This is a genomic window from Phenylobacterium sp. (assembly GCF_013822795.1).
Taxonomy (GTDB): domain Bacteria; phylum Pseudomonadota; class Alphaproteobacteria; order Caulobacterales; family Caulobacteraceae; genus Phenylobacterium.
On sequence record NZ_PNLB01000001.1, the window covers coordinates 240,060 to 266,425 of the forward strand.

Annotated in this window: 20 protein-coding genes; 15 read left to right on the forward strand and 5 right to left on the reverse strand. The window is 69.0% G+C overall.

Annotation, left to right across the window (positions count from 1 at the left end; genetic code table 11):
* Positions 1-22 precede the first annotated feature (22 nt).
* Genes C0481_RS01125 through C0481_RS01145 form a run of 5 tightly spaced genes read left to right on the forward strand, consistent with a single transcriptional unit; the run spans position 23 to position 6,245 of the window.
* Positions 23-1,000, forward strand: a complete 978-nt coding sequence (locus C0481_RS01125) for a hypothetical protein (protein ID WP_293399713.1) — start codon at positions 23-25, stop codon at positions 998-1,000.
* The gene (locus C0481_RS01130; protein ID WP_293399715.1) at positions 997-2,304 is read left to right on the forward strand and encodes an amino acid permease; all 1,308 of its coding nucleotides are present in this window, start codon (positions 997-999) and stop codon (positions 2,302-2,304) included. Before C0481_RS01125 ends, C0481_RS01130 begins: the two co-directional genes overlap by 4 nt.
* Positions 2,304-3,257, forward strand: coding sequence for an ornithine cyclodeaminase family protein (locus C0481_RS01135; protein WP_293399717.1), 954 nt, complete (start codon positions 2,304-2,306; stop codon positions 3,255-3,257). Before C0481_RS01130 ends, C0481_RS01135 begins: the two co-directional genes overlap by 1 nt.
* Positions 3,250-4,563, forward strand: a complete 1,314-nt coding sequence (locus C0481_RS01140) for an amidohydrolase family protein (RefSeq protein ID WP_293399720.1) — start codon at positions 3,250-3,252, stop codon at positions 4,561-4,563. Before C0481_RS01135 ends, C0481_RS01140 begins: the two co-directional genes overlap by 8 nt.
* Positions 4,560-6,245 carry a hypothetical protein gene (locus C0481_RS01145; protein WP_293399723.1) on the forward strand — a complete coding sequence of 562 codons (1,686 nt, stop codon included), beginning with the start codon at positions 4,560-4,562 and terminating at the stop codon, positions 6,243-6,245. The genes C0481_RS01140 and C0481_RS01145 overlap by 4 nt, the downstream gene beginning before the upstream one ends.
* Here C0481_RS01145 and C0481_RS01150 read toward each other — a convergent pair.
* Positions 6,242-7,729 (reverse strand): hypothetical protein, encoded by a 1,488-nt coding sequence (locus tag C0481_RS01150; protein WP_293399726.1) that lies wholly within the window; start codon positions 7,727-7,729, stop codon positions 6,242-6,244. The genes C0481_RS01145 and C0481_RS01150 overlap by 4 nt on opposite strands.
* A 334-nt stretch (positions 7,730-8,063) precedes the next feature.
* On the opposite strand from C0481_RS01150, the gene C0481_RS01155 reads away from it, so the two are divergent.
* Both C0481_RS01155 and C0481_RS01160 read left to right on the forward strand, forming a co-directional pair.
* Positions 8,064-9,539, forward strand: a complete 1,476-nt coding sequence (locus tag C0481_RS01155; protein WP_293399728.1) for a peptidase S10 — start codon at positions 8,064-8,066, stop codon at positions 9,537-9,539.
* 203 nt (positions 9,540-9,742) lie between these two features.
* Complete coding sequence (locus tag C0481_RS01160) at positions 9,743-11,770, forward strand: amidohydrolase family protein (RefSeq protein ID WP_293399730.1); 2,028 nt, start codon at positions 9,743-9,745, stop codon at positions 11,768-11,770.
* A gap of 78 nt (positions 11,771-11,848) precedes the next feature.
* On the opposite strand, the gene C0481_RS01165 is transcribed toward C0481_RS01160, so the two are convergent.
* Positions 11,849-12,976 carry an acyltransferase gene (locus C0481_RS01165; RefSeq protein WP_293399733.1) on the reverse strand — a complete coding sequence of 376 codons (1,128 nt, stop codon included), beginning with the start codon at positions 12,974-12,976 and terminating at the stop codon, positions 11,849-11,851.
* Between the two features lie 168 nt (positions 12,977-13,144).
* Positions 13,145-13,912, reverse strand: a complete 768-nt coding sequence (locus C0481_RS01170) for a LytTR family DNA-binding domain-containing protein (RefSeq protein ID WP_293399736.1) — start codon at positions 13,910-13,912, stop codon at positions 13,145-13,147.
* 107 nt (positions 13,913-14,019) lie between these two features.
* Here C0481_RS01170 and C0481_RS01175 point away from each other — a divergent pair, with 107 nt between their 5' ends.
* Both C0481_RS01175 and C0481_RS01180 read left to right on the forward strand, forming a co-directional pair.
* Positions 14,020-14,490 (forward strand): (2Fe-2S)-binding protein, encoded by a 471-nt coding sequence (locus C0481_RS01175; protein ID WP_293399738.1) that lies wholly within the window; start codon positions 14,020-14,022, stop codon positions 14,488-14,490.
* Positions 14,487-16,763, forward strand: coding sequence for a molybdopterin cofactor-binding domain-containing protein (locus tag C0481_RS01180; protein WP_293399740.1), 2,277 nt, complete (start codon positions 14,487-14,489; stop codon positions 16,761-16,763). The genes C0481_RS01175 and C0481_RS01180 overlap by 4 nt, the downstream gene beginning before the upstream one ends.
* Here C0481_RS01180 and C0481_RS01185 read toward each other — a convergent pair.
* Both C0481_RS01185 and C0481_RS01190 read right to left on the reverse strand, forming a co-directional pair.
* Positions 16,760-18,910: a family 20 glycosylhydrolase gene (locus tag C0481_RS01185; protein ID WP_293399742.1), complete on the reverse strand. Its 2,151-nt coding sequence runs from the start codon at positions 18,908-18,910 to the stop codon at positions 16,760-16,762. The genes C0481_RS01180 and C0481_RS01185 overlap by 4 nt on opposite strands.
* Positions 18,911-19,046: 136 nt before the next feature.
* Positions 19,047-21,383, reverse strand: coding sequence for a TonB-dependent receptor (locus tag C0481_RS01190; RefSeq protein WP_293399745.1), 2,337 nt, complete (start codon positions 21,381-21,383; stop codon positions 19,047-19,049).
* 307 nt (positions 21,384-21,690) lie between these two features.
* On the opposite strand from C0481_RS01190, the gene C0481_RS01195 reads away from it, so the two are divergent.
* Genes C0481_RS01195 through C0481_RS01220 form a run of 6 tightly spaced genes read left to right on the forward strand, consistent with a single transcriptional unit; the run spans position 21,691 to position 26,353 of the window.
* Positions 21,691-22,296 carry a TetR/AcrR family transcriptional regulator gene (locus C0481_RS01195; protein WP_293399748.1) on the forward strand — a complete coding sequence of 202 codons (606 nt, stop codon included), beginning with the start codon at positions 21,691-21,693 and terminating at the stop codon, positions 22,294-22,296.
* The gene (locus C0481_RS01200; protein WP_293399751.1) at positions 22,293-23,159 is read left to right on the forward strand and encodes a GDSL-type esterase/lipase family protein; all 867 of its coding nucleotides are present in this window, start codon (positions 22,293-22,295) and stop codon (positions 23,157-23,159) included. Before C0481_RS01195 ends, C0481_RS01200 begins: the two co-directional genes overlap by 4 nt.
* A gap of 2 nt (positions 23,160-23,161) precedes the next feature.
* Positions 23,162-23,941 (forward strand): DUF1080 domain-containing protein, encoded by a 780-nt coding sequence (locus C0481_RS01205; protein WP_293399754.1) that lies wholly within the window; start codon positions 23,162-23,164, stop codon positions 23,939-23,941.
* Positions 23,942-23,946: 5 nt separating this feature from the next.
* Positions 23,947-24,672 (forward strand): carbon-nitrogen hydrolase family protein, encoded by a 726-nt coding sequence (locus C0481_RS01210; protein WP_293399757.1) that lies wholly within the window; start codon positions 23,947-23,949, stop codon positions 24,670-24,672.
* 60 nt (positions 24,673-24,732) lie between these two features.
* On the forward strand, positions 24,733-25,482 hold the full coding sequence (locus C0481_RS01215) for a PEPxxWA-CTERM sorting domain-containing protein (RefSeq protein WP_293399759.1): 750 nt from the start codon (positions 24,733-24,735) through the stop codon (positions 25,480-25,482).
* A gap of 31 nt (positions 25,483-25,513) precedes the next feature.
* Positions 25,514-26,353: a hypothetical protein gene (locus C0481_RS01220; protein WP_293399762.1), complete on the forward strand. Its 840-nt coding sequence runs from the start codon at positions 25,514-25,516 to the stop codon at positions 26,351-26,353.
* Positions 26,354-26,366: the final 13 nt, after the last annotated feature.

Consider the following 26,366-nt stretch of genomic DNA (forward strand, 5'->3'; position numbering starts at 1 on the left):
ACGCATTTCGGGGCGTAAGGACATGAGCTTGGCGAAGGATGATCTTGGCGACCTGGTCGTGCTCGACGCCGACGCCGTCCGCGCCCGGCTGACGTTCGCGGCGGCTATCCCGGTCGTCCGCGAGGCGATGATCGCGCTGTCCGATGGACGGGTTCGCCAGCAGCTGCGCAGCTTCCTGCCCTGGGGCGAGGGCAAGACCTTCGCCATCATGCCCGCGGCGATGTCGGACCGCGGCGTGTTCGGGGCCAAGCTCGTCAGCGTCTTCAAGCGCCCCGATGGGGCCAAAGCCCACGAAGGCGTGGTGCTGTTGTTCGACCCGCAGAGCGGCGCGCCGGTCTGCCTCGCCGACGCCGGCGAGGTGACCGCCATCCGCACCGCGGCGGCCAGCGCCGTGGCCACCGACGCCCTGGCCCGTCCCGACGCCGCCGTCCTGACCCTGCTGGGGGCCGGCAAGCAGGCCGCCGCCCACGCCCAGGCGATCGCCCAGGTTCGCGCCTTGCGCCAGATCCGCGTGTGGGCCCGTTCTGACCGGCAGGCCCAGGCGCTCGCCGCCCAACTCGCCGCGACGCTGGGCATCGAGGCCCACGCCGCGCCGATGGACGTCGCCCTGGCCGGGGCGGATATCGTCTGCACGGTCACCGCCGCCGTCGATCCGATCCTCTCGGCCGCGCAGGTCGACCCCGGAACCCACGTCAACGTCGTCGGCTCCAGCGGGCCGGCCCAGGCGGAGATCGCCGGCGACCTGGTCGCCGCCGGCCGCTTCATCGTCGACCATCGCGAGCACGTGTTGGCGCATGGCGGGGAGTTCCTGCGCGCCAAGGCCGCCGGCCTGGTCGGCGACGATAACATCGCCGCCGAGATCGGCGAAGTGCTCGCCGGTGCGCGGCCGGGCCGCACCCGCGCCGACGAGATCACCCTCTACAAGTCGCTCGGCCACGCCGCCCAGGATCTGGCCGCGGCGGCCTGGCTCTATCGAGACGCTACCGGGAAGACCCTATGACCGATCAGACCGCCCGCATGCACAAGGGCGTCGACCTCTGGGCCGTGGTCGCGCTTGGCCTCGGCACCGCCGTCGGCGTCGCGATCTTTTCGGTCATCGCCCCGGCCACAGCGCTGGCCGGTCCTGGCATGCTGCTGGCGGTCGTCGTGGCCGCCGTGCCGATGTTCGTCATCGCCATGACCTACGCGTTCATGGGTTCGGCCCTGCCGACCTCGGGCGCGTCGTTCGAGTGGTCGCGGCGGTTCGTGCACCCGTTCGTCGGCTACCTGATCGCCTGGATGCGCATCGTCTCCAACGTCGGGGCCATGCTGATCCTGGCGCTGGTCATGGTCCGCTATTTGTCGATGGTCATTCCGCTGCCGACCAAGCCGACCATGCTGGCGGCCTTTGTGATCTTCTTCTTCGCCAACTATTTCGGCGTCGGCCTGGCCGCGCGGCTGCAGGTGATCCTGATGGGCGCGCTGGTGGTGCTGTTCATCGTCTTCTCGGCCTGGGGCGCGCCGCACGTGCAGGCTGCCCAGTTCGAACCGTTCCTGCCGAACGGGACGGCCGGGATGCTGGCGGCGATCCCGCTGCTGATCGGGCTGTTCTTCGGCATCGAGGCGGCGACCGAGATCGGCGATGAGGTCAAGGACAGCAAGAAGACTATCCCGCTCGGCATCGGCCTTTCGATCCTGACGGCGGTGGTGCTTTACCTGATGGTCGGGGCGGTCGCGATGGGCGTCATCGGCCCCGAGGCGCTGGCCAAGAGCGAGACCCCGCTGCTCGACGCGGCCACGCCGTTCATGGGCCCGGTCGCCAAGCCGCTGATCGTCTGCGCGGCGGTGATCGCCATCGCCAAGTCGATCAACTCGCTCTACCTCGGCTTCTCGCGCAGCCTGTTCGCCATGGCCCGCGAAGGCATGCTGCCGGCGGCGCTGGCCAAGGTGCACGAGAAGCACGGCACGCCGCACATGGCGCTGCTGACGATCCTGGGCGCCACGTGCCTGGGCCTGTTGGCGCCGATGAACCTGACCAGCCTGTTCCTGGCTGTGAACATCCCGACGTTGCTGAAATACGCCGCCACCTGCATCGCCGCGACCGTGGTGGTGCGCAAGCATCCGGAGATCTACGAGGGCGCGCGCTTCAAGCTGTCCAAGCGCGCGACCGTCGGCTGGGCCTATGCCGGCTGCGCGGCCTCGCTGGTGGTCGCCGTGCTGGGCTTCTCGGCCGACTGGACGCCCTATGCGGCGCTGGCGGTCTGGGCGGCGATCGGCGTCGCCTACTATGCGATCTCGGGACGCCAGCGCGCGGCGGCGGCCTGATGCGGGTCATCGACCGCCAGGAGGTCGCCCAGCGGCTGACCTACGAGCTCTGCATTCCGATCGTCCGAGAGGCGATGATCGCGTTCTCGACCGGCCAGACGCGTCAGCTGCTGCGTTCGATCATCCCGCTCGCCGAGGGACGGATGTTCGGCCTAATGCCTGGGGCGATGGGCGCGGACGCCCCGTTCGGGGCCAAGGTCATCAGCGTCTATCCCGAGAACTTCGCCAAGGGCCGCCAGTCGCACCAGGGGCTGATCGTGCTGTTCGACCCGGCGACCGGCGCGCCGGCCTGCGTGGTCCACGCCGGCGAGGTGACCGCCATCCGCACCGCCGCGTCCAGCGCCGCGGCCACCGACGCCCTGGCCCGTCCGGATGCGCGCCGGCTGGCGCTGCTCGGCTATGGCGAACAGGCGGCGACCCATGCGCGGGCCATCGCCCAGGTGCGGCCGCTGGAGCAGATCACCGTCTGGGGCCGCTCGCTGGACCGCGCGCAGGCGTTCGCCGCGAGCATCGGCAAGGAACTCGGCGTGCCGGCGACGGCCTTCGCCGAGGCCAAGGACGCGGTCGCCCAGGCCGACGTCATCTGCACGGTCAGCGCCGCCAAGGAGCCGATCCTCAAGGGCGCCTGGGTCGCGCCGGGGACCCACGTCAATGTGGTCGGCTCGAGCTATGCCGGGCCGGTCGAGATCGACGACGAACTGGTCGTGCGCGCCCGCTTCATCGCCGACAGCCGCGAGGGCGTGCTGGCCCAGGGAGCGGAATATCTGAAGGCCAAGGAGGCCGGCCTGATCGACGAGCGCCACGTGGTCGGCGAAATCGGCCAGGTGTTCGCCGGCGACCTCGAAGGCCGCCAGAATCCGTTCCAGGTGACGATCTACAAGTCCCTCGGCCACGTGGTGCAGGACCTCGCCAGCGCCTGGGCGCTGTACCAGGCGGCGAACGGCGATGCGTAACCTGGCGCGCCTGATGGCCGGCGCGGCCATGGCCCTGGTGTTCGCGACCGCGGCGCAAGCCAAGGACTTGGTCGTGCATGCCGGCCGCCTGATCGACGGGGTGTCGGCTAGCCCGCGCAGCCAGGTGTCGATCCTCATCCGCGACGACCGCATCGTCGGAGTCGAGCCCGGCTTCGTGCGCCCGCAGGGGGCGCAGGTCGTCGACCTGTCGCAGGCTACGGTGCTGCCTGGCCTGATCGACGCCCACACCCATGTCGTCTATCGCCGCGGCGGGATGGCCGAGCGGCTGACCGGTTCGGACCTGGAGGACGCGCTGCGCGGCGTCGGCGCGGTGCGCAAGCTGCTGATGGGCGGCTTCACCAGCATCCGCAATGTCGGCGCGGACGGCGGGACCGACCTGGCGCTCAAGAAGGCGATCAATCGCGGCGACATCGAGGGGCCGCGCATGTGGGTGTCGCTCGAGTACCTGGGGCCGACCGGCGGTCCGACCGATCCGCGCAACGACATCGACGGAAGCTGGCACAACGACGGCTGGGGCGCGAGCGTCATCGACGGCGCCGATGAGGCGATCCGCGAGGTGCGCGACCACAAGCGGCGCGGCGCCGACCTGATCAAGATCCTGCCCAGCGGAGCGGTGGGCAATCCCGGCGACTCGACCAATCCGAACGCCAAGCTGATGACCGACGCCGAGATCAAGGCCGTGGTCGACACCGCTCACGCCCTGGGCATGAAGGTCGCGGCGCACGCGCACAGCAAGGCGGCGATCGACGCCTCGATCCGGCTGGGCGTGGATTCCATCGAGCACGGGACCTACGGCGACGCCGAGAGCTTCAAGCTCTACCGCAACCACGGGACCTACCTCGTGCCGACGGTGCTGGTGCCGCAGCTGGTCGCCGAAATGGTCGCCAAGCGCCCGGCTCTGGGCGGTCCGTCGCCGGCCGAGAAGGCTCAGGGCATGGTCTCGACCATCCGCCGGATGTTCCGCGGCGCCCATGGCGCCGGCGTGAAGATCGCCTTCGGCACCGACGTCAGCGGTCTCATTCCCTATGACGGCAGCGCCCGCGAATTCGCGGTGATGGTCGGGGAGGGGATGAGCCCCGGAGACGCCATCTTCACCGCCACCCGCAACGCCGCCGACCTGCTGGGGGCGAGCGGCGACGTCGGATCCATCCAGCCGGGCCGCTACGCCGACATCGTGGCGGTGGCCGGGGACCCCCTGCAAGACATCACGGAGCTCGAGCGCATGAAGTTCGTCATGAAGGGCGGGGTCGTCTATCGCGACGACCTGAAGGCGGCGGCGCAATGAAGCGGCTGTTCCTCGCGCTGGCCCTGACGAGCGTCGCGCCTGCGGCCCTGGCCGCGCCGCAGATGGAGGTGCTGCTGGCGCCCGGCCCGTTGGCCGCCGACGCCGAGCAGGGGCATCTGGACGTCACCCTGAAGCTCTCGGGCGTCGACGCCGCCGCCGGCCAGCCGCTGCTGGCCCTGCCGGTGGTGATCGCCAATACCGCCACCGTCGCCACGACCCTGCAGAACCTGCGCGCCGTCGACGCCGCGGGCGAGGTGCCGCTGACCTTCAAGGACGATCCGGTGGCTATCGCCTATGCGCGCCACTGGATCCCGGGACGGGCGGTGAAGGGCGACCTGACGGTCAGCTACCGCGCGCCGATCGACAACACCCCGCCCAAGCGCGGGTCGGGTCCGCCCTATCAGCTGCGCACCGAGGGCGGTGGGCTGTCGGGGGTGGGCAACACCTTCGTCCTGATCCCCGAAGGCCAGCAGGCCTACGACATCAGCCTGCGTTGGGACCTGTCGCAACTGCCGGGTTCGGCGGCGACCTCGAGTTTCGGCGACGGCGATGTCTCGCTGGGTGTCGGGCCGGCTGGGCGGCTGATGTCGACGGTGTTCATGGCCGGACCGATGCACCGCTATCCGCAAGTCCCCAAGGGCGGCTTCTCGGCCGTTTGGCTGGGCACGCCCCCGTTCGATCCGGCCCCGGTGATGGACTGGACCCACCAGCTCCACACCTGGATGATCAAGTTCTTCCGCGATCCCAGCGAGCCGCCGTACCGGGTGTTCCTGCGCTACAACCCGATCAACGCCGGCGGCGGGGCGGCGCTGACCAACTCGTTCCTGACCACCTATGGCAAGACCGGATCGGGCGAGGCGCTGAAGGGCACCCTGGCCCACGAGATGATCCACACCTGGACGTCGGTCGACGGCCCGGGGCAGTGGTTCGGCGAAGGGAATGCTGTTTTCTATCAAGCGCTTCTGCCGATGCGCGCCGGCCTGATCACGCCTGACGATTACCTGGCCGATCTCAACGAGACGGCGCGGCGCTATTATTCCAACCCGTTGAACGACACGCCGAACGACCAGATCGCCCCGCGCTTCTGGGAGGACACCCGTGTGCGCGTGCTGCCCTATGACCGCGGCGCGATGTACTTCGCGGTGCTGGACGGCCAGATCCGCAAGGCCTCGGGCGGCAAGCGCTCGGTGGACGACCTCGTGATCGAGATGGTCGAGCGCAACCGCCGCGGCCAGACGACCGGCGAGGCCGACTGGCTGGCGCTGCTGGACAAGGAGCTCGGCGCGGCCGGGGCCAAGACCCACGCGGCGATGCTGGCGGGCGGGCTGATGCTGCCGGAGGTCGACGGCTTCGGGCCGTGCTTCACGCGCACGATCGGCAAGGTCCGGCGCTTCGAGCTGGGCTTTGAGCCCAAGTCGCTGGTCGGCGACGTCAAGACGATCCGCGACCTGCAGCCGACCTCCGAGGCGGCCAAGGCCGGGCTGCGCAACGGCGACGTGGTGACCTACGGCCAGGCGCTGGACGCCCTGCAGGGCGATCCGCAGCTGCAGCTGACGCTGCAGGTCACGCGAGACGGAAAGACTTTCCCGATCAGCTACTTGCCGCGCGCCGAAGAGGTCGAGATCTATCAGTGGAAGCGCGTGCCGGGCGTGCCCGACACGGCGTGTGGACGGGGCGCTTAGCGCCCCGTCACGAACGCCCGCACGTCGTTGCTGAACGCCTTGAGGGCGTCCTCGTTGGTATAGGCCATGTGGCCGCCTTCGTAGTCGTGCAGCACCACGCGGTCGGCCGGCAGCGTCCCGTGGGCCTTCAGGTAACGAGCCGGCCCGATGGTGGTCGTGGTGTCGTAATAGCCGGTGCCGATCATCAGCCGGAACTTCGGGTTGGCCTTCAGGGCCAGGCCGAAATTGGCTTGATAATCAAAGTCGTTGAACGGTCCGCCGATGCCGCTGGTCGGCGACCAGCCCCAGCCCAGGGTTTCGGGCGCAAAGGAGCGGTACTCGGCCATCGGCCAGGTCACTTTCAGCTCGCCGGCGAGATAGGCGTCGAGGCTCGGCTTGACCATGTCGGAGACCTTGCCGAACGGATCGGCTGGGCGCGCGCCGGGGGCGGCGGCGGGCCCGGCGTAGCGGGCGTCGTACATCCCCAGCACCTGGCCCTTGTCCTTGAGCAGCTCGCTGACGAAGTCGACCTTGGAGATGATCAGGTCGTGGGTCAGGTAGTAGTCGGCGCTGATGCGGGTGAAGGCCTGGAGCTTGCGGGCGATGGCCTGGCGCTCTGCGGCCGGCAGGTCCTGGCCCTTCACAAGCGCCGGGAGATATTCATTCATTCCAAAGGCATAGGCCTCGTCGACGAAGGCCGCGATGGTCTTGCCGCCGGTGTCGGCGCGGCCGTGATAGGCGGCGACGGCGGCCAGGGCGGTGATGTTGGTCGCGAATGAGACGGGGTTGCCGGGACGCTGGCTGGTCTCGATCATATTCACCGCCTGGCCCATCAGGATCACCCCGTCGAGGGGCGTGGTCTTGGCCAGCTGCCCGGCCATCACCGCGGCGCGGATCGTGCCGTAGCTTTCGCCCAGGACGTACTTCGGCGAGGCCTCGCGGCCGTTGGCCTTGAGCCAGGTCTCGACGAAGCCGGAGACCGAGCGGGCGTCGCCGTCGACCTGGTAGAAGTCGGCGCGCTTGCCGGCCGGCTGGACGCGGGTGAAGCCGGTCTCGGCCGGGTCGACGAACACCAGGTCGGCGACGTCGAGCAGCGAGTAGGCGTTGTCCACGACCTTGTAAGGCGTGGGAACTTCGGCGGTCACGTCCTGCGGCGGGGCGATCCGGCGCGGCCCGAAGGCGCCCATGTGCAGCCAGGCCGAGGCCGAGCTGGGGCCGCCGTTGAACAGGAAGACCACCGGCCGCGAAGCCTTGTCCTTCAAGCCGTCGCGCACATAGGAGGTGGTCACGAAGCGGATCGTCGGCTCGCCGGCGGCGTTGCGCAGCACCGTCTCGCCGACGGTGGCGACGTACTTCACCTTCTGGCCGTTGAAGGTCCCCGTGTGACGGGTGACGAAGCTCTCGGCGGCCGCAGCGGCGGCCGGGGCAGGGGCGGCCTGAGCATAGGCCTGCGGGGCGCCGGCGCAGAGGAGGAGGAGGGCGAGGGCGACGGGCTTCAGCGGCACTTTGACGGGCTCCGATGGCGGTTCTAGCGGCAGGTTAGGCGGCGCAGGCCGCATTATCTTGCCGATGTTCGGATGAGCGCCCGGTCAAGGCGGGGTCTTTATGCAAAGGCCGAGGTTGGCCGTGCATGGTCCATGCGACGGCGAGGCGCTCGGCAATCAAGCTATCCAACGCCCCGTTTCGCCTTCGGCAGCTATCGGCGCGGCGGCATAAGCTATCGGCGCCCTTGCAGGAACCTGACTAGCCTATGTGCGGCCAAGGGTCCGCGTCCGACAGTTCGAAAAGATATTCTGCGCGGTACGGCTATCCTATGTCGAGATCATCGGGGGAACGGATATGCGCGCCAGCCTGCGGGCCATGCTCTTGGGAGCCTGCCTGACCGCGATCAGCGTCGGCGGAACCGCCGCCGCCAGCGCCGAGCCGACGGCCGCCAGCGCCGCCCGCGCGCCGGTCGTCGCTGTGACCAAGCACACCGGAACCTTCAATGGCCAGAAGGTCGCCTACAAGGCCATCGTCGCCGAGACCCTTCTGACCGACGCGGCCGGCGCGCAAACCGGATCGCTGGTCACCACCGCCTATGTCCGCGAGGGCGTCGCGGCGGCTGAGCGGCCGGTGCTGTTCCTGTTCAACGGCGGGCCGGGAGCCTCGACCACGCCGCTGCACTTCGGGGCGTTCGGGCCCAAGAAGCGCACCGAGGACGGCCCGAACCAGCTGATGGTCGACAACCCCGACAGCATCCTCGACGCGGTCGACCTGGTGTTCATTGATCCGATCGGCACCGGCTACAGCCGGCCGCTGCCCGGCGTCGACGGCAAGCGGTTCTGGAGCCGCGATGGGGACGCCGCCTCGGTCAAGACGGTGATGGCGCAGTGGCTGAAGGCTAACGGCCGCGAGGCCTCGCCGCGCTACATGCTCGGCCAGAGCTATGGCACCACCCGCGCGGCGCTGGTCGCCGACATCGGGGCGGACCTGAAGCTCGACGGCGTGCTGCTGTTCGCGCTGGTCGGCTATCCGCCCGGGCGCGAGATGCCGTTCGTGACGACCCTGCCGACTTTCGCGACCACGGCCTGGTATCACGGCAAGGTCGACCGGGCCGGGCGCAGCGTGCAGCAGGTGCATGACGAGGCGGTCGAATTCGCCCGCACGGCCTATGTCACCGCCCTGATCAAGGGCGCGAGCCTGCCGGCCGCCGAGAAGCGCGCGGTGGCCGAGAAGATGTCGGCGATGATCGGCCTGCCGGCCGAGTTCATCCTCGCCAAGGACCTGCGGCTGAGCCGCGAGGACTTCATGTTCAACCTGCTCAAGGACCAGGGCCTGCGCACCGGCCAGCTGGACGGGCGGGCCACGGCGCGGCTCGACGCTCCGGCCAAGCGGCCGCCCTATGACGATCCGGGCATGAACTACGCCGCGCCGCGGGAGCCGGGGCCGGCGCCGACCGGGGCGCTGAAGGTCGCCAAGGGGATGAGCGCGCTGGAGTCCTACTACAAGGACACCCTAAAGTTCCGCACAGCCGAGACCTATAACTCGCTGAACCTCGACGTGAATTCGGCCTGGGACCACCAGGGCATGGCCGACGTCAATGGCCTGCTCGGCAAGGCCATGCAGGCCAGCCCGAAGATGCGGCTGTTCTGGGCGGCCGGCTATTACGACGTCACCACGCCGCCCTATGGCGCGCGCTACGCCCTCGATCAGGCCGGCGTGCCGGGCGAGCGGCTGACCGCGGCCTATTTCGACGGCGGCCACTCGGTGTTCACCGATCCCGGCAACCACGCGGCGCTGAGCGCGGCGGTGCGCAAGTTCGTCCGGCCGTAGGCGTGGCCTGGGGCATGCATCAGCTTTCTTCTCCCCGTCGGGGAGAAGGTGGCCCGCGCAGCGGGTCGGATGAGGGGCAAGGGCCTCTCGTCAGCGCGGCGCTCGCCAGGCGCGCCGGAACCCCTCATCCGGCGGGCTTCGCCCGCCACCTTCTCCCCAGAGGGGCGAAGGAAATCGTTGCTCGTCAGAAGAAGTCTCCCCCGATGGTTTCCACTCGCGTTTCGTTTCTCGCCCTGGCGCTGGCCGCCGGTCTCGTCGGTCCGGCCGCGGCCGAGGTGCAGAACTTCGTGGTCATCGCCAACGGCGAGAAGGTCGGCCACCTGACCGCCGACGTGCAGGGCCGCAAGGTCGCCGTCGACTATGCAGTCAGCAACAACGGCCGCGGGCCCAAGGCCAAGGAGGCGATCGAGCTGGACGCCTCGGGCGTGCCGGTGAGCTGGTCGATCGACGGCTCGTCGCTGTTCGGCAGCCCGGTGCAGGAGCGCTTCGCCTGGAGCGCGGGCCAGGCGCAGTGGACCAGCCAGGCCGACAAGGGCCAGGTGGCGGCCGCCAAGCCGATCCTCTACGCCGCCAACGACGCCAGTCCGTGGATGCTGGGCGTCTATGTGAAGGCGCTGCTGAAGGCCCCGAACAACACCTTGCCGCTGGCGCCGTCGGGCGAGATGCGGCTGAAGGAGGTGCGCAAGCTGACCCTGGGCGAGGGCAAGGCCGCGGTCCCGGTCACGGTCTATGAGCTGTCGGGCATCGACCTGTCGCCGAGCTACGTGCTGATCGACAAGAAGGGCGAGCTGTTTGGCACGCTGGACGGCGGGCTGATCCGCGAGGGCGCGGAAGCCAACATCCCGCAGCTGCAGAAGGTGAGCCGCGAGGTCGATCTGCAGGAAGCGGTCGAGGCCCAGGCCAAGCTGGCCCACCGCTTCGAGACCCCGGTGCGCATCCGCAACGTCAAGGTCTTCGATCCCAAGACCATGACCGTCGGCGGGCTCTCGACCGTGACCGTGTTCAAGGACCAGATCACCAGCGTCGAGCCGGAGGACGCCAGCCGTCCGGTTCCGAAGGGCGAGACGGTGATCGACGGGCAGGGCGGCACGCTGGTGCCCGGCCTGCACGACATGCACTCGCACACCACGCTGCAGTCGAACCTGTTCAACCTGGCGGCCGGGGTCACCGCGGTCCGCGACCAGGGCAACTACAACGAGGAACTGCTGGGCTGGATCGACGGGCTGGAGACCGGCAAGCTGGCCGGGCCGCGCATCGTCCGCAACGGCTTCCTCGAAGGCCGCAGCCCCTATTCGGCCCGCCACGGCTTCATCGCCGACAGCCTGGAGGGCGCGCTGAAGGACGTGCGCTGGTACGCCGACCACGGCTACTGGCAGATCAAGATCTACAACTCGATGAACCCCGACTGGGTGGCCCCGATCGCGGCCGAGGCGCACCGCCTGGGCATGGGCGTGACCGGTCACGTGCCGGCGTTCTCGAGCCCTGACAGGGTGATCAAGGACGGCTACAACGACATCGCCCATATCAACCAGCTGATGCTGGGCTGGATCCTCGATCCGAAGGAAGACACCCGCACGCCGCTGCGGCTGACCGGCATGGCGCGGGCCAAGGACCTGGACCTGAACGCCCCGAACGTGCAGGCGACGATCGCCCTGATGAAGGAAAAGGGCGTGGCGTTGGACACCACGGCGATGATCCTCGAGCGGCTGATGCTGTCGCGGTCGGGCCAGGTGCAGGAGGGCGACGCGCCCTATATCGACCACGTGCCGGTCGGCTATCAGCGCTACCGCAAGCGCAACTTCGTCACCATCTCGGGCCCGGCCCAGGACGCCGAATACCAGGCCGGCTTCGCCAAGGTGCTGGAGACCCTGAAGCTGCTCGACGATCGCGGCATCCAGCTGCTGCCGGGCACCGACGACGGCACCGGCTTCTCACTGCTGCGCGAGCTGGAGGTCTATGTGAAGGCCGGCATTTCGCCGGGCAAGGCGCTGCGCTTGGCGACGCTGGACAGTGAGAAGTACTTCGGCCGCGACCACCAGCTGGGCTCGATCGAGCGCGGCAAGCTGGCCGACTTCTTCCTGGTCGAGGGCGATCCGACCGCCGACATCAGCAACGTGCGCAAGATCCGCATGACCATGCGCGGCGGCGTCGCCTACTACCCGGCCGAGATCTACCAGCACCTGAACGTCAAGCCGTTCAGCGCTCCGCCGCCTGTCAGCGTGGCGAAGTAGGGGGCAAAGCACTCCTCCGGGGGCCGAACTCTGGCGCGGCTGTCGCCTGCACGGCCCTTAGAGGAGCATGTTTGCCGGTCAGCCGAGTTCGGCGACGGCCTGCGGGACGGGGCGCCGCAGAAGCAGCGACTTCCAGCGTAGCGCGCGCTTTTCGAGGAGGTGCCAGGAGGCGTAGCCGAGCAGCGCCGCGACGAGCGTGCTGAGCGCGAAGAGGGCGTTCCAGGAGATCGCGCCGACGCCGCCGGCCAGCGCCACAAAGGTCTGCTGGACGGGCCAGCCGTAGAGATACATGCCGTAGGAAATGTCGCCGAACCCATTGAGGTCAGGCAGGCGCCAGCGCTGGGCAGTGGCGAACATCAGCAGCGGATAGGCGCCATAGAGCGGGAAGAGGCCGAATCCCTGGTTCGTCGCGATCGCGACGGCGAGGACAGCGGCGCAGGGCAGCAGCGGCCAGGCCGGCAGGTGCTGCTTTTGCGTCCAAACGAAGAAGACCAGCGAGCCGGCGAAGAACGAGGCCGCGACCAGCAAGAAATTGCCGATCGGTTCGGGCGCGGCGTCGATGTCCAAGAGGCCGAACGCCGGCAGGGTCAGCAGTAGCAGCAGCAGGACCATCACCGGCCAGCGCAGCAGGCGAAGCACGAGCAGCAGTCCGATGATGACGTAGCAGGCCAGCTCCTGGGGGATCGTCCATAGAGAGCCGTTGAACGTTCGACCCATGCCGAGGGCGTCTGGATAGAACCGCACGCTGACGAGGTCGTAGGGCGTGCCGGGATGCAGGATCGTCTTGATCGTGTGCTTCAGCGGAATGAGGTCGGCGAGGAAGCGGGCGGGCTCCATGCTGGTGAAGCTGACGCCAAGAACGAAGCTGGTCAGGGCCGCGCACGCCGCCAGCGCCGGATAGATCCGTAGCGCTCGCGCCGCGGCGAAGCTGCGCAGCGTCCTGCTGTTGAAGGCGCTGCGGGTGATCAGGAAGCCGCTGATGACGAAGAAGACGCCGACCCCGTAGATGCCGAGGATCGTCCCGGTCAGCTGACGCCAGGGCTCGTTTTCCTCAGTTCCCTGGGCCAGCAGGAACGCGTGCGAGAACAGGACCGCCGTGGCCGCGGCGATACGCAGCCAGTCGAAGTTTGGATACCGAAACGGACGCGCGGCTTCGCCACGCGACTCGGCTGCGCGATCGCTCGTCACCAGCTTGCTAGCCCCCATCACGCCCCCGCGCCTCCACAATCATCATCGGCAATCTGGCATGTCGCAACTTAAGGAGGCGTTGCTGTGCTGGCGCTCTAATTTGACCCGCTGCATGGCCACTCTCTCTCGCGAGGGGAGTAGGGCCCGAGCCGGTGTCGTGACGTGGATGCCGCGAGCGAGCGCCCTTTAGACGCTATGGCCTTCGAGGCCTGAGCGGACCGCGGCGAGGTAGGTTCTGCCGACCGGCACGGTCAGGCCGCTGGTCAGCTCGATGAGCGTCTGAGGTCCGTCGCGGCGCAACCTGGCGATCTCGTTGCGGGCCACCCACCAGCCCCGGTGCGCTTGAAAGCCAAGCTGGGGCGGCAGGATCTGTACGGCTTCGCTGAGCCGCATGTGAATGAGCGCCGAGCCGCGGCGTGTGTGGACCAGCAAGTAATGGTCCTGCGCCTCGAGCGCCAACAGGTCCCGTCCCAGGCGGTCGGGAACGCGGTCGAAAAACTGATCGGTGTTCACGTCGTCGGCAGGGGGCGTTGGTTTCTGCGGGGCCAGAAACCGCCATGTCGCAATGGCGGCGATGACCAGCTGAACCGACACGACCGAGAGATAGAGCGACACCAGCTGAGCCGGCGGTGTCGAGCGTCCGAAGACCACGTCGAGCGTCCAGGCCACGACGAACATCATCGGCAGGGTCGAGACCAATCCCACGACCGCGATCGCGGCGACCTTGGGCAGGCGAGCGAACGCCGCCAGGGGACGAAGGATCTGCACGGTGGCGATCGCCAGCACGTAGCCCATCGTCACAAGGCCGAACCAGTAGGCGTAGCGTTGCGGGGACGCCAGCGACTGAAAGGAGCCGAACGGCCCAGCGAACCCCAGAAACACCACCAGAGCGATCGCGCCGTAGACGCTGATGAAGAACGGAGAGGTCCAGGTTCGGCGGGGAATCGAGATCATCGTTCGGCATTGGCGAAAAGCGAACGCTATTCGCGGAAACCGGCGTTGTCGAGCCGGCCGGATGCGCGCTTCAGGGACCTATTCCGTCGCAGCATTCCCGGCCCCCGATGACCTTCGCCCTTCGCATAAACGGCCAGACCCGACGGGTCGACGCGCCGCCCGACCAACCGCTTCTGTGGGTGCTGCGAGAGCAGCTCGGCCTCAAGGGGCCGAAGTACGGCTGTGGCATCGGCGCCTGCGGGGCGTGCACGGTTCATATCGATGGCCAGGCCGTTCGCGCCTGCGTCACTCCGGTCAACGCCGTTGGCCAGAGCTTGGTCACCACCATCGAGGGGCTCGCGGCGAAGGGAACGCTCCATCCCGTGCAGCAGGCCTGGATCGAAGAGGACGTCGCCCAATGCGGGTACTGCCAGGCCGGCCAGATCATGGCGGTCGCCAGCCTGCTGGCTGAAACGCCGAGCCCGTCTGACGAGCAGATCGACGCCCAGATCACCAATCTTTGCCGGTGCGGCACCTACACGCGCATCCGGACCGCCATCCACCGTGCGGCCAAGCTCATGAAGCAGGGCGCCGCATGAGCGCGTCGCCGCTGACGACCTCCCGGCGCGACCTGCTGAAGGCGGCGGCCGGGGCCGGGGCCCTGCTGGTGTTCGCCCGCCCGCAGGCGGCCAGCGCGACCGCCCGTTTCGTCGGTGAGATCGGGCCCTTCGTTCGTATCGACGCCGACGGCGCGGTGACGATCGGCTGCCACGTCGGCGAGATGGGGCAGGGGGTGTCGACCGCCCTGCCGATGCTCATCGCAGAAGAGCTGGATGTGCCCTTTGAGCGGGTGTCGATCCAAGCCATGCCCCTGCATCTGGCGCGTAACGCGCGGGGACAAGCGCGCTCTCACCTGGGCGCGGGCCAGAGCACGGCCGGCGGCTCGAACAGCGTGAGGGTCGGCTTCATGCCGCTCAGGCAGGCCGGCGCGCGCGCCCGGCTGATGATCCTCGAGGCGGCGGCCGAGCGTTGGCGTCTTCCGGTGGGCGAACTCAAAACCGAGGACGGCGTCGTGCGGCATGCTGCGTCCGGCGCCGCCGCCACCTATGGCGAACTCGCCGGCGAGGCTGCGAAGCGCCCTGAACCGATCGGTGAGATCGTCCTCAAAACGCCGGACCGGTTCTCGGTCATCGGCAAGCCGCAGCGTCACCTGGATGCGGACCGGATCGTCCGCGGCGAGGCGCTGTTCGGGATCGACGCGGAGATGCCGGGCATGCTGCATGCGGTCGTCGCGCGCTGTCCCTATCTCGGCGGCAAGGTCGCCACCCTGGACGAGGCCCACGCCCTCAAACTTGCGGGGGTTGTCGCGATCGTGCCGATCCCCGTCGCCGATGCGCCGGCGCCGCCCCTGGCCCCGCAAAGCACGCCGTTGGCGGCGGGCGTCGCCGTTGTGGCCATGTCGTTCTGGGAGGCGTTGCAGGCCAGTGACGCGCTCAAGATCACCTGGAGCCGGGGGGCGGGAGCGGCGGCCGACGAAAGCTCGGCGCGCGCCTATGCCGACACCTGGGCGAAAATGGAGTCGACCCCCGGCGACGTGGTCCGCAAGGACGGCGACTTCGCCAACTTGCGCTCCCTGAAAACGGTCAGCGCCCGGTATGAGGCGGCCATGGTCGCCCACGCCTGCATGGAGCCGCCGAACGCCATCGTTTCGGTCGATCCGGACGGCAAGCGCGCCTGCGCGATCCTGGCGACCCAGGCGCCGGACGTGGCCGCGGCGACGATCGCAACGGTCACCGGCATCGACCCGTTGCAGATCGACGTCACGCTCGCCCGCATGGGGGGAGGGTTCGGCCGGAAATTCGACCAGGACATGGTCGCTGAAGCGGCCATCATCGCCAACGCGGTGAGGCGCCCGGTCAAGCTCGTCTGGACCCGTGACGACGACCTGCAGCACGATCTCTACCGACCTGGGGCCTGTCACATCCTCGATGCCGCGGTGGCCCCTGGCGGCCGCATTCTGGGTTGGCGGCACCGCCTGGCGACGCATTCACGGCTGGCGGGGGCGGCCGGCGACCTGGCGCCGCGGCTGACCGAGTACTATCCCGACGGCTTTCCGGCGGGCCACGTCCCGAACATGGAGGTCGAATACCACCTGTTGCCGTCGGCGGCCCCGCGCGGCGCCTGGCGCGGGCCAGGCCACGTCGTCAACGCTTTCGCGATCGAGTGCTTCCTTGATGAGATCGCGGTCGCGTCGAACCGAGATCCGGTCGAGCTGCGCCTTGACATGATCGGGACCGGCGGCGCCCACAGCTACATGTATCTGCCGCAGATGCCGCGCCGAACCTTCGACACTGCGCGCTACGCGGCGGTCATCCGCCGGGCGGCCGAGGCGTCCGGATGGGGCGAGCCGATGCCCAAGGGCCGCGGGCGCGGATTTGCGGCGCACTTCACGTTCGAAAGCTATGTCGCTGAGGTCGTCGAGGTGAGCGTCGAAGGGGGCCGCTTGCGCATCGACCGGGTCACCGCGGCGGTCGACGCCGGCCTGATCATCAATCCAAACGGAGCGCGCGCGCAGATCGAAGGCAGCATCAACGACGGCCTGTCGGCGGCGCTGGGCCAAGCGATCACCGTGCGCGACGGCCAGGTCGAGCAGCGGAACTTCAGCGACTACGAGATGCTGCGCATGGACGGCGCCGCCCGGCGCATCGACGTGAGCTTCATCGAGTCGCCTGAGCCTCCCAATGGCCTGGGCGAGCCGGGCGTGCCGCCGCTCGCGCCGGCCCTGGCCAACGCGATTTTCGCCGCGACAGGCGTGCGCCTACGCCGGACGCCGATGCTGCCTGACCTGCAAGCCGCGCTCGCGGCGGTCTAGCCCCCGGCCGCCTCCACCAGCCGCCGCACGCCCGGCGTGACCATGATCAGCAGGTCGGCGGGCGGGCGCTTGCCGAAGAACGAGAAGATCGGCCGGGCGGAGGCGGCCTCGAAGGCGTCGGCGCGGTCGAGGACGGCTTTCGCACGGGCCGCGACGTCGGGCGAGAGCGGCTTGCCGGCCTCCAGGGCGTCGAGGGCCGCGGTTCCGACGGCGGCCATTTCGGCGATGTCGGCCGAGATCGGCAGGGCTTCGCGCACGGCGGGGTGATCCTGCGCGACCGCGACGATGCGCTGATGGTTGGCGCTCCAGACTGCGAAGTCGGCGCGGACGGCGGCGCGGTCGGCGGCCTCGCCGGCGGCGGCGCGCTCGGCCCCGGCGACGAAGGCGCGGGCGACGAGGCTGTCGACCGGGGCGGCGTCGGCCAAGGCGGTCAGGTGCTGCACGATCTTCTTGCCGGCGATGGCGGCGGGCACGCGCTTGTCGTGGGCCATGTGGCGGACCGGGCCGACCAGGTCGAGGAAGACCATCAGCGGCTCGGAGGCGCCCGGGGCCAGGCGCGAGGCCATGCGGGCGCGGGCGGCCTGGTCCTGCAAGCCGAGCCGGCGCAGGCGGTCCTGCTGAACGGCGAGGCGAAGGTACATGTCGGGGACGTCGCGCACGTCCTTGGGCGACCAGAAGCGCTCGGCCAGGGCCGCGGCGCGAGGCCAGAGGCGATTGTCGAGCATCTCGTCGCTGATCAGCTCGGCCCAGATCGGGGCCTCGCCGCCGATCACCAGGGCTTCCTGCTGCGGGGTGAGCGGGGCCATCGGCTGGACGATGACGCCGTCGGTGACGAAGCGGCCGACCAGCGGGTGCAGCTTGCGGGCGGCCTCGGCGTCCGCCGGGCTCATGCCGGCGGTCGAGGTGTCGAGCGGGTCGAAGCCGTAGTGGAACGCCGCGGTGTTCAGGAGGTCGAGATAGGAGCCGGCCGAGACGATGGTCCTGTGGCCGAGCGCGGTGGCGCGGCTGGTGGCGTTGGAGGTGCGCCAGGCCTGGACGACGATGTCGCGCGGCAGGGTCCCGGTGTCGATGACCTCTTCCCAGCCGACGACGATCTTGCCGCGGCGGGTCAGGGCCTGGTGGATGCGGCGGTGGGAGTGCGCCTCGACCTCGGCTTTGGTCTTCAGGCCCTGGGCGGTCTTCAGCGCCTCGACCTCGAGATCGCCGGCCCAGGCGTCGTCGGGGACCTCGTCGCCGCCGATGTGGAAGTAGGCGTCGGGGAACAGGCCGGCCATCTCGTCGAACAGCCGGGTGACGAAGCGGTAGGTGTCTTCCTTGGCGGGGCTCAGCACCTGGGCGCCCGCGGCGGCGGCGGTCGGGTTGGAGGCGAGCTCCGGATAGGCCAGGGTCATGGCCCGGGCGTGGCCGGGAACGTCGAACTCCGGCACCACGCGCACGCCGCGATCGGCGGCATAGGTGATCAGCTCGCGGATTTCAGCCTGGGTATAGAACTGGCCGTGGCCGGCGACCTCGTGCAGGCGCGGATAGCGGCGACTCTCGACGCGGAAGGCCTCGTTGTCGCTGAGGTGCAGGTGCAGGACGTTGAGCTTAACCTGCTCCATGGCGTCGATCTGGCGCTTGATGGTCGCCACGCTCATGAAGTGGCGGGCGGTGTCGATCATCACCCCGCGCCAGGCGAAGCGCGGCTTGTCGTCGATGGAGACCAGGGGGAGGGAGGCGGCGCCGTCGGCGTCGGTCTCCAGCAACTGGCGCAGGGTGGCCAGGCCGCGCAGCACGCCGACCGGGCCGTCGGCCTGCAGCGCCACGCCGCGCGGCGCGACCTGAAGGCGATAGCCCTCGCGCGCCTGCAGGGTGAGGGCGCCGGGATCGGCGGCGGCGCAGGATATCTCGAGCGTGGGACCGCCGGCGGCGAAGGTCTCGATGCCGGTGAGGCGGCCGAGGTCGCGCTGGAAGCGCTCGGCGGCGCGCTCGAGCATCGGGTCGCGGCAGCCGGTCCAGGTGATGGCGAAGCGGCTGGCGACCGGCAGGGCGCCCTCGTGCTCGGTCACCGACTGCGGCAGCGGAGTCAGCGAGACGGCGCCGGCGGGCCCGGCGCCCAGCAGGGCGAGCACGCAGGCGGCGGCGAGGGCGGCAGGGCGGATCGGCATGGACGGCCTCTGGTGAAAATAACCCTGGCGGCGGTGCAGGGGAGCAACCGCCGCCAGGCGGTCCGGGGGCATGGCCGGACCAAGGGCAGCGCGTCGGGGGAAGACCCGCCGCGCCGCTGTCAGGGACGGGCGGGAGCTAGTAGTTGGCGGTGAATCGGACCCCGAAGTAGCGGGTGTTGTCGCGGCTGATGCCGGTGCGGGTGCGGATCACCGTGCCGGCCGGCGGCAGGAAGATCCCCAGCGTGGTGCCGTAGGTCTCGGCGCTCTCCTCGAAGAGATTGTTGGCCAGCAGGTCGAGCTTGTAGGTCCCGTTGGTGAAGCTGACGCCGGCGTCGACGAAGGTGGTGGCGGCGAGGTTCTTGGCCGGGTCGCCGAGCAGGTCGGTGTTGGACTTGCTCTGGGCGCGGACCGTGCCGTTCAGCACGATGTCGTAGTCGCCCAGCACCTGGCGGAACGTGTACGAGCCGCTGACCGTGCCGCGCCACTCGGGAGCGCTGGCCAGCTGGTGGCCGGCCAGGTCGCGCTGCACCGGACGCGCCACCGTCTCGCCCGGCACCACGATGGTTTCGCAACCCTGGGCCGCAGTCTGGCCGGTGTAGCAGGGGGCGTAGGGGAAGGATTCGATCTTGGCGTCGGTGTAGGAGACCGCCGCGTTGAGGCGGAAGTCGTCGGTGACGACGGCGGCGGCCGAGACTTCGACCCCATGGGTGCGGACCTCGCCGACCGACGCCAGCTTGAGCACCGGGATCGTGTTGGCCTGGGTGGCGTCGTAGAGGATCGTCTGCAGCTGGTAGTTCTCGTAGCGGCTGTCGAAGTAGTTGACGTTCAGCGTCATGCGCCGATCGAACCACTCGGTCTTCAGGCCCGCCTCGACGGCTTTCACCTTTTCCGGATCCAGGGTCTTGAGCGTGCCGACCATGGCCACGGTGTTGTCCTCGGCGTCGTAGACCGGCCCCTGCGAGGCCTTGCCGTAGGTGACATAGGCCATGACGTTGTCGGTCAGGTGGTACTGGACCGAGGCGTCGTAGTTCACGTAGTCGCCGCTGTCGTCGCCCTTGGAGACGATCAGGTCGTTGATCTTCGGGAACGGGATGGTGATGCCGTTCTCCAGCCGGCGGCTGGTGGCCAGGATCGGGTTGAAGACCCAGGTGTAGTCGACCTTGTCCTTCTCGTAGCGCAGGCCGCCCATGACGGTGAGCTTGTCGGTGACGTTGTAGGAGGCGTGGCCGAAGAGCGCGAAGGCCTCCTGGCCGAACACCCGATGCCAGTCCACCGGCAGCAGGAAGCGGGTGTAGTCGTAGGTGTTCTCGGTGTTCGAGTAGAACGCGCCGGCCACGTACTGCAGCGGACCGTCGCCGCTGGAGGTCAGGCGGACCTCCTGGGTCACGTACTTGGTCTTGTTATAGATGTGCGCGAAGCCGTCGAAGTCGGGCCGCATGGCCATGTTGACCAGGGTCGAGGCGGTCAGGTCGGTGGTGGCCGGGTTGGTCTCGCGCAGGAACGAGGTGATCGAGGTCAGGGTGGCGGGGCCAAGGTCGTAGTCGAAGCGCAGCACGCCGCCGTCGTCCATGGTGCGGCTCTTGGAGTCGCGCGGCGAGACGAAGCCGTCGAGGTCGAACGACAGCGGGGCGGGGCGCAGCTCCGAATAGGGCCGCTTGGGGAAGTTGAAATCGTAGGGCGTGAAGATCTGCGAGGTCGGCACCGACGAGTAGCCCAGGATCAACGCGCCCAGGCCCTGTTCGACGGCGTTCCGCTGCTGGTGGAAGCCGGTGATCGTGATGGTCAGTTCCTCGGTCGGGGTCAGCTCCAGCTTGCCGCGGATCCCGTTGACCTCGGAATAGGTGTCGGTCCCGGTGGTCAGGTTGGTCAGCACGCCCTTGGTGTGGCGCGAATAGGCCGAGAGGCTGAACGCGGCCCAGTCGTTGATCGGGCCGGAGACGAAGGCGCCGAATTGCCGCTCGCCGTCGTCGGTGATCATCGCCGTGCCGAAGCCGGTCCAGGTGCTGGACGGCGAGCGGGTGACCAGGTTGATCAGGCCGCCGGTGGCGTTGCGGCCCGACAGCGTACCCTGCGGACCGGGCAGCACCTCGACCCGCTCGATGTCGATGAGGTTGTTGGCCAGGGTGGCGCGCGAGGGCTGCGGCACGTCGTCGAGGGTGACGCCGACCTTGTTCTCGGCCCCGATGCTGGAGGCCGAGGTGGCGACGCCGCGGATCGAGAGGCCCGTGCCGGAGATCGAGGGCACCAGCTTCTTGAGGTCGGCGATCTCGGTGACGTTGTTCTGGGCCAGCTCGCCGGCGCCGACGACCTGGACCGGCTTGGGGATGTCCTGGACGTTCTCGGCCCGCTTCTGGGCGGTGACGACGAGTTCGGCCAGCAGGCCGCTGTCGTTCGACTGGGCGGCGGCCGGCGAGGCGGCCAGCAGGACGAGCGCAGAGGACGCCATGAGGGCGCGGCGTGCAGAGATCAGCATGTTTTCTCCCCAAATTTTCTTCGTGGCGGCCAACCCGGTCGCCGTGTGGTGTTCTTGTGTAATCGTTATCATCACTGGCCGAGCGCGGGCGCGCAGGGGGTGACGACGACGTCGCTGTACTGGGACGTGCGGCCGCGCAGCGGCGGCGCTGTCTTGGAAGCCCGACCCGATGCCCCGGAGTCGCCCTGAACCTAAGCTGGCGACTTACATCCGGTCAATACTGCATGTAAGTGACGGCCGAGCCTTGCCGAACGCCGGGCGGCGCCCGGATAGTGCGCCGCTGATCCGTCCAGAATCACGAGACCCGATGACCGACCGTCCGCGCCGCATGACCCAAGCCGAGCGCACCGCCAGGACGCGGGCCAAGGTGCTGGCGACGGCGATCGACTGCCTGCACACCGAGGGTTATTCGGCGACCACCACATCGCTGGTGGCCCAGCGGTCGGGCAGCCGCGGGGCGATGCTGCACCAGTTCCCGACCCGCGCCGATCTGATGGTGGCGGTGGTGGAGGCGGCGTTCGAGGAGGAGATGGATCTCTATGACGCCCGGTTCGGCGCCATCGCCGACCCGAAGGCGCGGGTGTTCGCGATCCCCGAGGCGATCTGGGAGACGCTGAGCCGTCCGGCCGGGGTGGCGGTGCTGGAGATCCTGCAAGGTTCGCGCAGCGACCCGGCGATGACCGAGCGCCTGGCCCCGGTGCTGGCGCGGATCTCCAAGGAGTCGCGGCGGCGGCTGATCAAGTGGTTCGACCGGAGTTACGCCGCCGCGCCGGCGGAGATGCGCCTGATCGTCTGGGCGGTGCGCGGGCTGTCGATCTCGCAGGTGTTGGAGCCCGATGTCGGCGACGTGCGCGAGTCGATCCTGCTGCTGCGCAAGCTGATGGAAACGCTGCACGGGGGAGAGACGGCATGAGGCTGCTGCTGGCCGGGGCGATAGCCCTGGCGCTGGGAGGCGGCGCGGCCGCCGCGCCGATCGGCATGGTCGCCGATCCATGTCCGCCGCCCGCCGCGCCGGACCCGCTGGGCAAGGATCTCTCCGAGGCGATGGTCGCCGACGCGCCGTTTCCGCCAGCGCTGCTGGCCAAGGTGATGGACCCGGCGCGTGGGGCCGCGAACGAGAAGGCCAAGGCCGAGCAGGCGGCCCGCGATTGGGCCGACCTCTGCCGCTACCGCGCCGAGAACGCGGCGGCGCGCAACGTCGAGGCGGTGTTCATGGGCGACTCGATCACCGAGCTCTGGATGGTGGCCGATCCGGGCTTCTTCAGCGCCGCGCGGCTCGACCGCGGGATCAGCGGCCAGACCAGCGGCCAGATGCTGTTGCGGTTCTCGGCCGACGTCGTCGCGTTGAAGCCGAAGGTCGTGCACATCCTGGCTGGCACGAACGACGTGGCGGGCAATCTGGGGCCCAATCGACCCGAGGATTTCAAGAACAATATCAGGGCGATGGCGGACATTTCTGATGCGAACGGCATCGCCGTGGCGATCGGCGCGATCCCGCCCGCCGACCGCTTCCTGTGGCGCGCGCAACTGAAGCCGGCGGCGCAGATCGGCGAGCTGAACGCCTGGCTGAAGGCGTTCGCGGCCGAGCGCGGCTACGCCTTCGCCGACTATCACAGTGCGATGGCGACGGAGGCGGGGGCGATGCGCCCGGCCTTCAGCAAGGACTTCGTGCACCCCAACCGCGCCGGCTACGCGGTGATGGCGCCGATCGCGCAGGCGGCGCTGGACGAGGCGCGGCGGCGCGGTCCAAGAAAGACCGGGCTGGGAGGACGCTAGCCATGAAGATAAGGTTCGCGGCGCTGACTGCGCTGGCCGCGCTGTCGGTGGGGACCGCCTGCGGAGCGCAACTGTTGCCCAAGGACACTGAAGTCTGGACGCCTGTACCGCCCGTCGTGGCGCCGGGCGCGCAAGCCGGGGCGGCGCCGGCCGATGCGCTGGTGCTGTTCGACGGCACGGACCTGTCGCAATGGGTGGCGACCAAGGACAAGTCGCCGGCCGGGTGGACGGTGGCCGATGGCGTGCTGACCGTGAACAAGGCGGCTGGCAACATCGAGACCAAGCAGAGCTTCGGCGACTACCAGCTGCACATCGAGTGGCGGGTTCCGGCGAACATCACCGGCGAGGGCCAGGCGCGCGGCAACGGCGGCCTGTTCCTCGCGTCCACGGGCAGCGGCGACGCCGGCTACGAGATCCAGATCCTCGATTCCTACCAGAACCCGACCTACGTCAACGGCCAGGCCGCCAGCATCTACAAGCAGCGTCCGCCGCTGGCCAACGCCATGCGCAAGCCGGGTGAATGGCAGACCTATGACGTGATCTGGCGCGCGCCGGTGTTCGGCGCGGACGGGGCGCTGGTTAAGCCCGCGCGGGTCACGCTGCTGCACAACGGGGTGCTGGTGCAGGACCATGTCGAGCTGACCGGCGAGACGGTGTTCATCGGCAAGCCCAAGTACAAGGCGCACGGCAAGTCGCCGATCAAGCTGCAGGCCCACCGCGACCCGAGCGAGCCGATCAGCTTCCGCAATATCTGGGTGCGGGAACTGGCCCCGGCGGGGTAGCCGCGATGGTGCGCGTCGCCGCGGCGCAGACGCCGGAGTTCGTGGACGATCTCGACGCGGCTTTCGCCTACCTGCTGGAGGTGACCGAGCAGGCGCGGGGCGCGTCGCTGCTGTGTTTTCCCGAAGGCTTTCTTCAGGGCTATCTGACAGACGCCGAGCGCGCCCGGGGGGCGGCGCTGGATCTGGCTGGATCGCGGTTCGCGCGGCTGTTGGCGGCGCTGCCCGAAGACGGCCCGATGCTCGTGGTCGGTCTGATCGAGGCCGAGGGCGAGGACCTCTACAACACCGCCGCGGTGCTCCATCGCCGGGCGTTGGTGGGGCGCTATCGCAAGCGCCATCTGCTGGGGCGCGAGCGCTGCTTCCGGCCGGGCGAGGGCGCCGCGACCTTCGAGGTCGATGGGCTGCGCTTCGGGATCAACATCTGCTTCGACACCAACTTCGCCGAGGCGGCGGCGGAGGTGGCGCAGCAGGGCGCTTCGCTGTTGCTGTGCCCGGCCAACAACATGCTGCCGCGTCCGGCGGCGATCGAGTGGCGCGACAAGCACAATGCGGTGCGCGGCGAGCGCTGCCGCGAGACCGGCCTATGGCTGCTGTCGGCCGACGTCACCGGCGAGCGCGACGGGCTGGTCGGCTGGGGGCCGACGGCGGTGCTGGGCCCGGACGGCGTGGTGGTGGCGCAGCTGCCGCTGGACGCGCCGGGGCTGCTGGTGTTCGACGTGCCGTTAGCTTGAGTTGTGGTTGGCCATTTGTTACCCGCATAGGTAACGTTCCCCGAGTTTGGGGAGAATATGATGAAGCGCTTGCTGTTGGGATTGGCCGTCGCGTCGTGGGGCATGGCGTGCGCGAGCGTCGCAAGCGCGGCGACCTTGGTCTTCGATGTATCGGTCGACGAGCGGCGCGGTGTGGGGGGTGTTGATCCGTCGTGCTCGCCGTTTCACTTCCAGCAAAACTGGGAAGTCGCCCCAAACCCTGGCTTCTTCCAGGCCAGCAATGGTCCGGGTCATACGGCCTATATGCACTATGACTTCGGGACGGGCGCGCCCGGGTACTCGCCGCTGACCGCTCCCATCATGGACCTTGTGGGACTAACCGGACCCCACAGTTCGTCGTATGGTGTGACAAAGACCTTTGAATACGATGGCGTATCTGCGCCCGTCGGATCGTTCACCTTTTCGATTGGAGATGAGGTCAGGACGTCCGTTGATCTGGGCGGCGGGAAGTTCCTTGAAAAGTACTACATCCGGGCGATGAGCGGGCATGGCGCCTACCCGATCGACGACACGGGTTTGCTGGACGAAGCAGGGGTCGCGCGGCTGCTCATGCATGCCGGGCCTCTCTACTGGGTCGAGTGGGGGAGCGCCTCGATCCACGACACGGTGACGGGGACCTACAACCCGGTCGCACAGGTCAACTACTTCGGGACGGCCCAGTTCGTGGGTCTGGCGAGCCCGGTTCCCGAGCCGACGACCTGGGCGTTGCTGATCTGCGGGTTTGGCGCAATGGGCGCGTGCTTGCGCCAGCGCAGGTCCAGCGCGGCTTGAGTCAGGTTCGGCGGCGGGGCGAAACGCTCTGATGGCCTTCCAACCGTTCGGATACGCCGTCGACATCCGATCTCAGATGACGCCGCGCGCCGTGCGAAGCGCGATCCGTCGTCGCTGGAGGGGATGGTTCGATCCGATCGACGGCTCGCGCGGCTGGATGATTGGTCCATTCATTTGCCTCTGGCGTTCGGCGCTCGACAGTCGAGGGCCGATCCTGTTGGCCGTGATCTCCAGCGACGGTTTCGGGAGCAGGATTTCGGGGCGGGCCGGCTCTGACCTGAACGGGATCGCACTGATGGTCCTGCTCGGCCCAGCGATCTTGATCAGCATGATCGGCGCGGTGCAGGCCGGGCAAGGTACGACCACCTGGGCGGTGGGCTGGGGCATCGTCCTGATGCTGGGCTTGGGCTTGACGCTCTGGTGGGGGCACGCCGATCGCCGCGAGGCCGAGCCGCTTGTTCGATTTCTGACTGATGTGGTCACCGTGTCCGGCCAGTCCGCGCGGATGAGCCGGCTTCTGGAGGACGCCGCCATCGACATCACGCTCGATGTCGATGGACACAGACGAAAAGGGCCGGTGACGGCGGCGACTCTCTACGACCATTTGCTCGAGATGGCGGATGGCGGCGTCCTGATCCTCGAGCGGCGCTCGGAGGTCTGCATGCAGGCGACCGCGCGCGATGGCGGCTTCGCCCTGGAGAAGCGCGAGGGCGGTCGACGGGAGCATTTCCGTGCGGTGAGGTCGGGCATGCCGCCGGGCGGCGGCGACAGGCTCCTTTTCTCCTTTGAGGAGGCGGTCGACGCGTGCCTCGACTACGCGGAGGGCGGTGCGGTTCCGAGCACCGTTGGTTGGGAGCCGATGAAGCCATGACGCCGACCGGCGT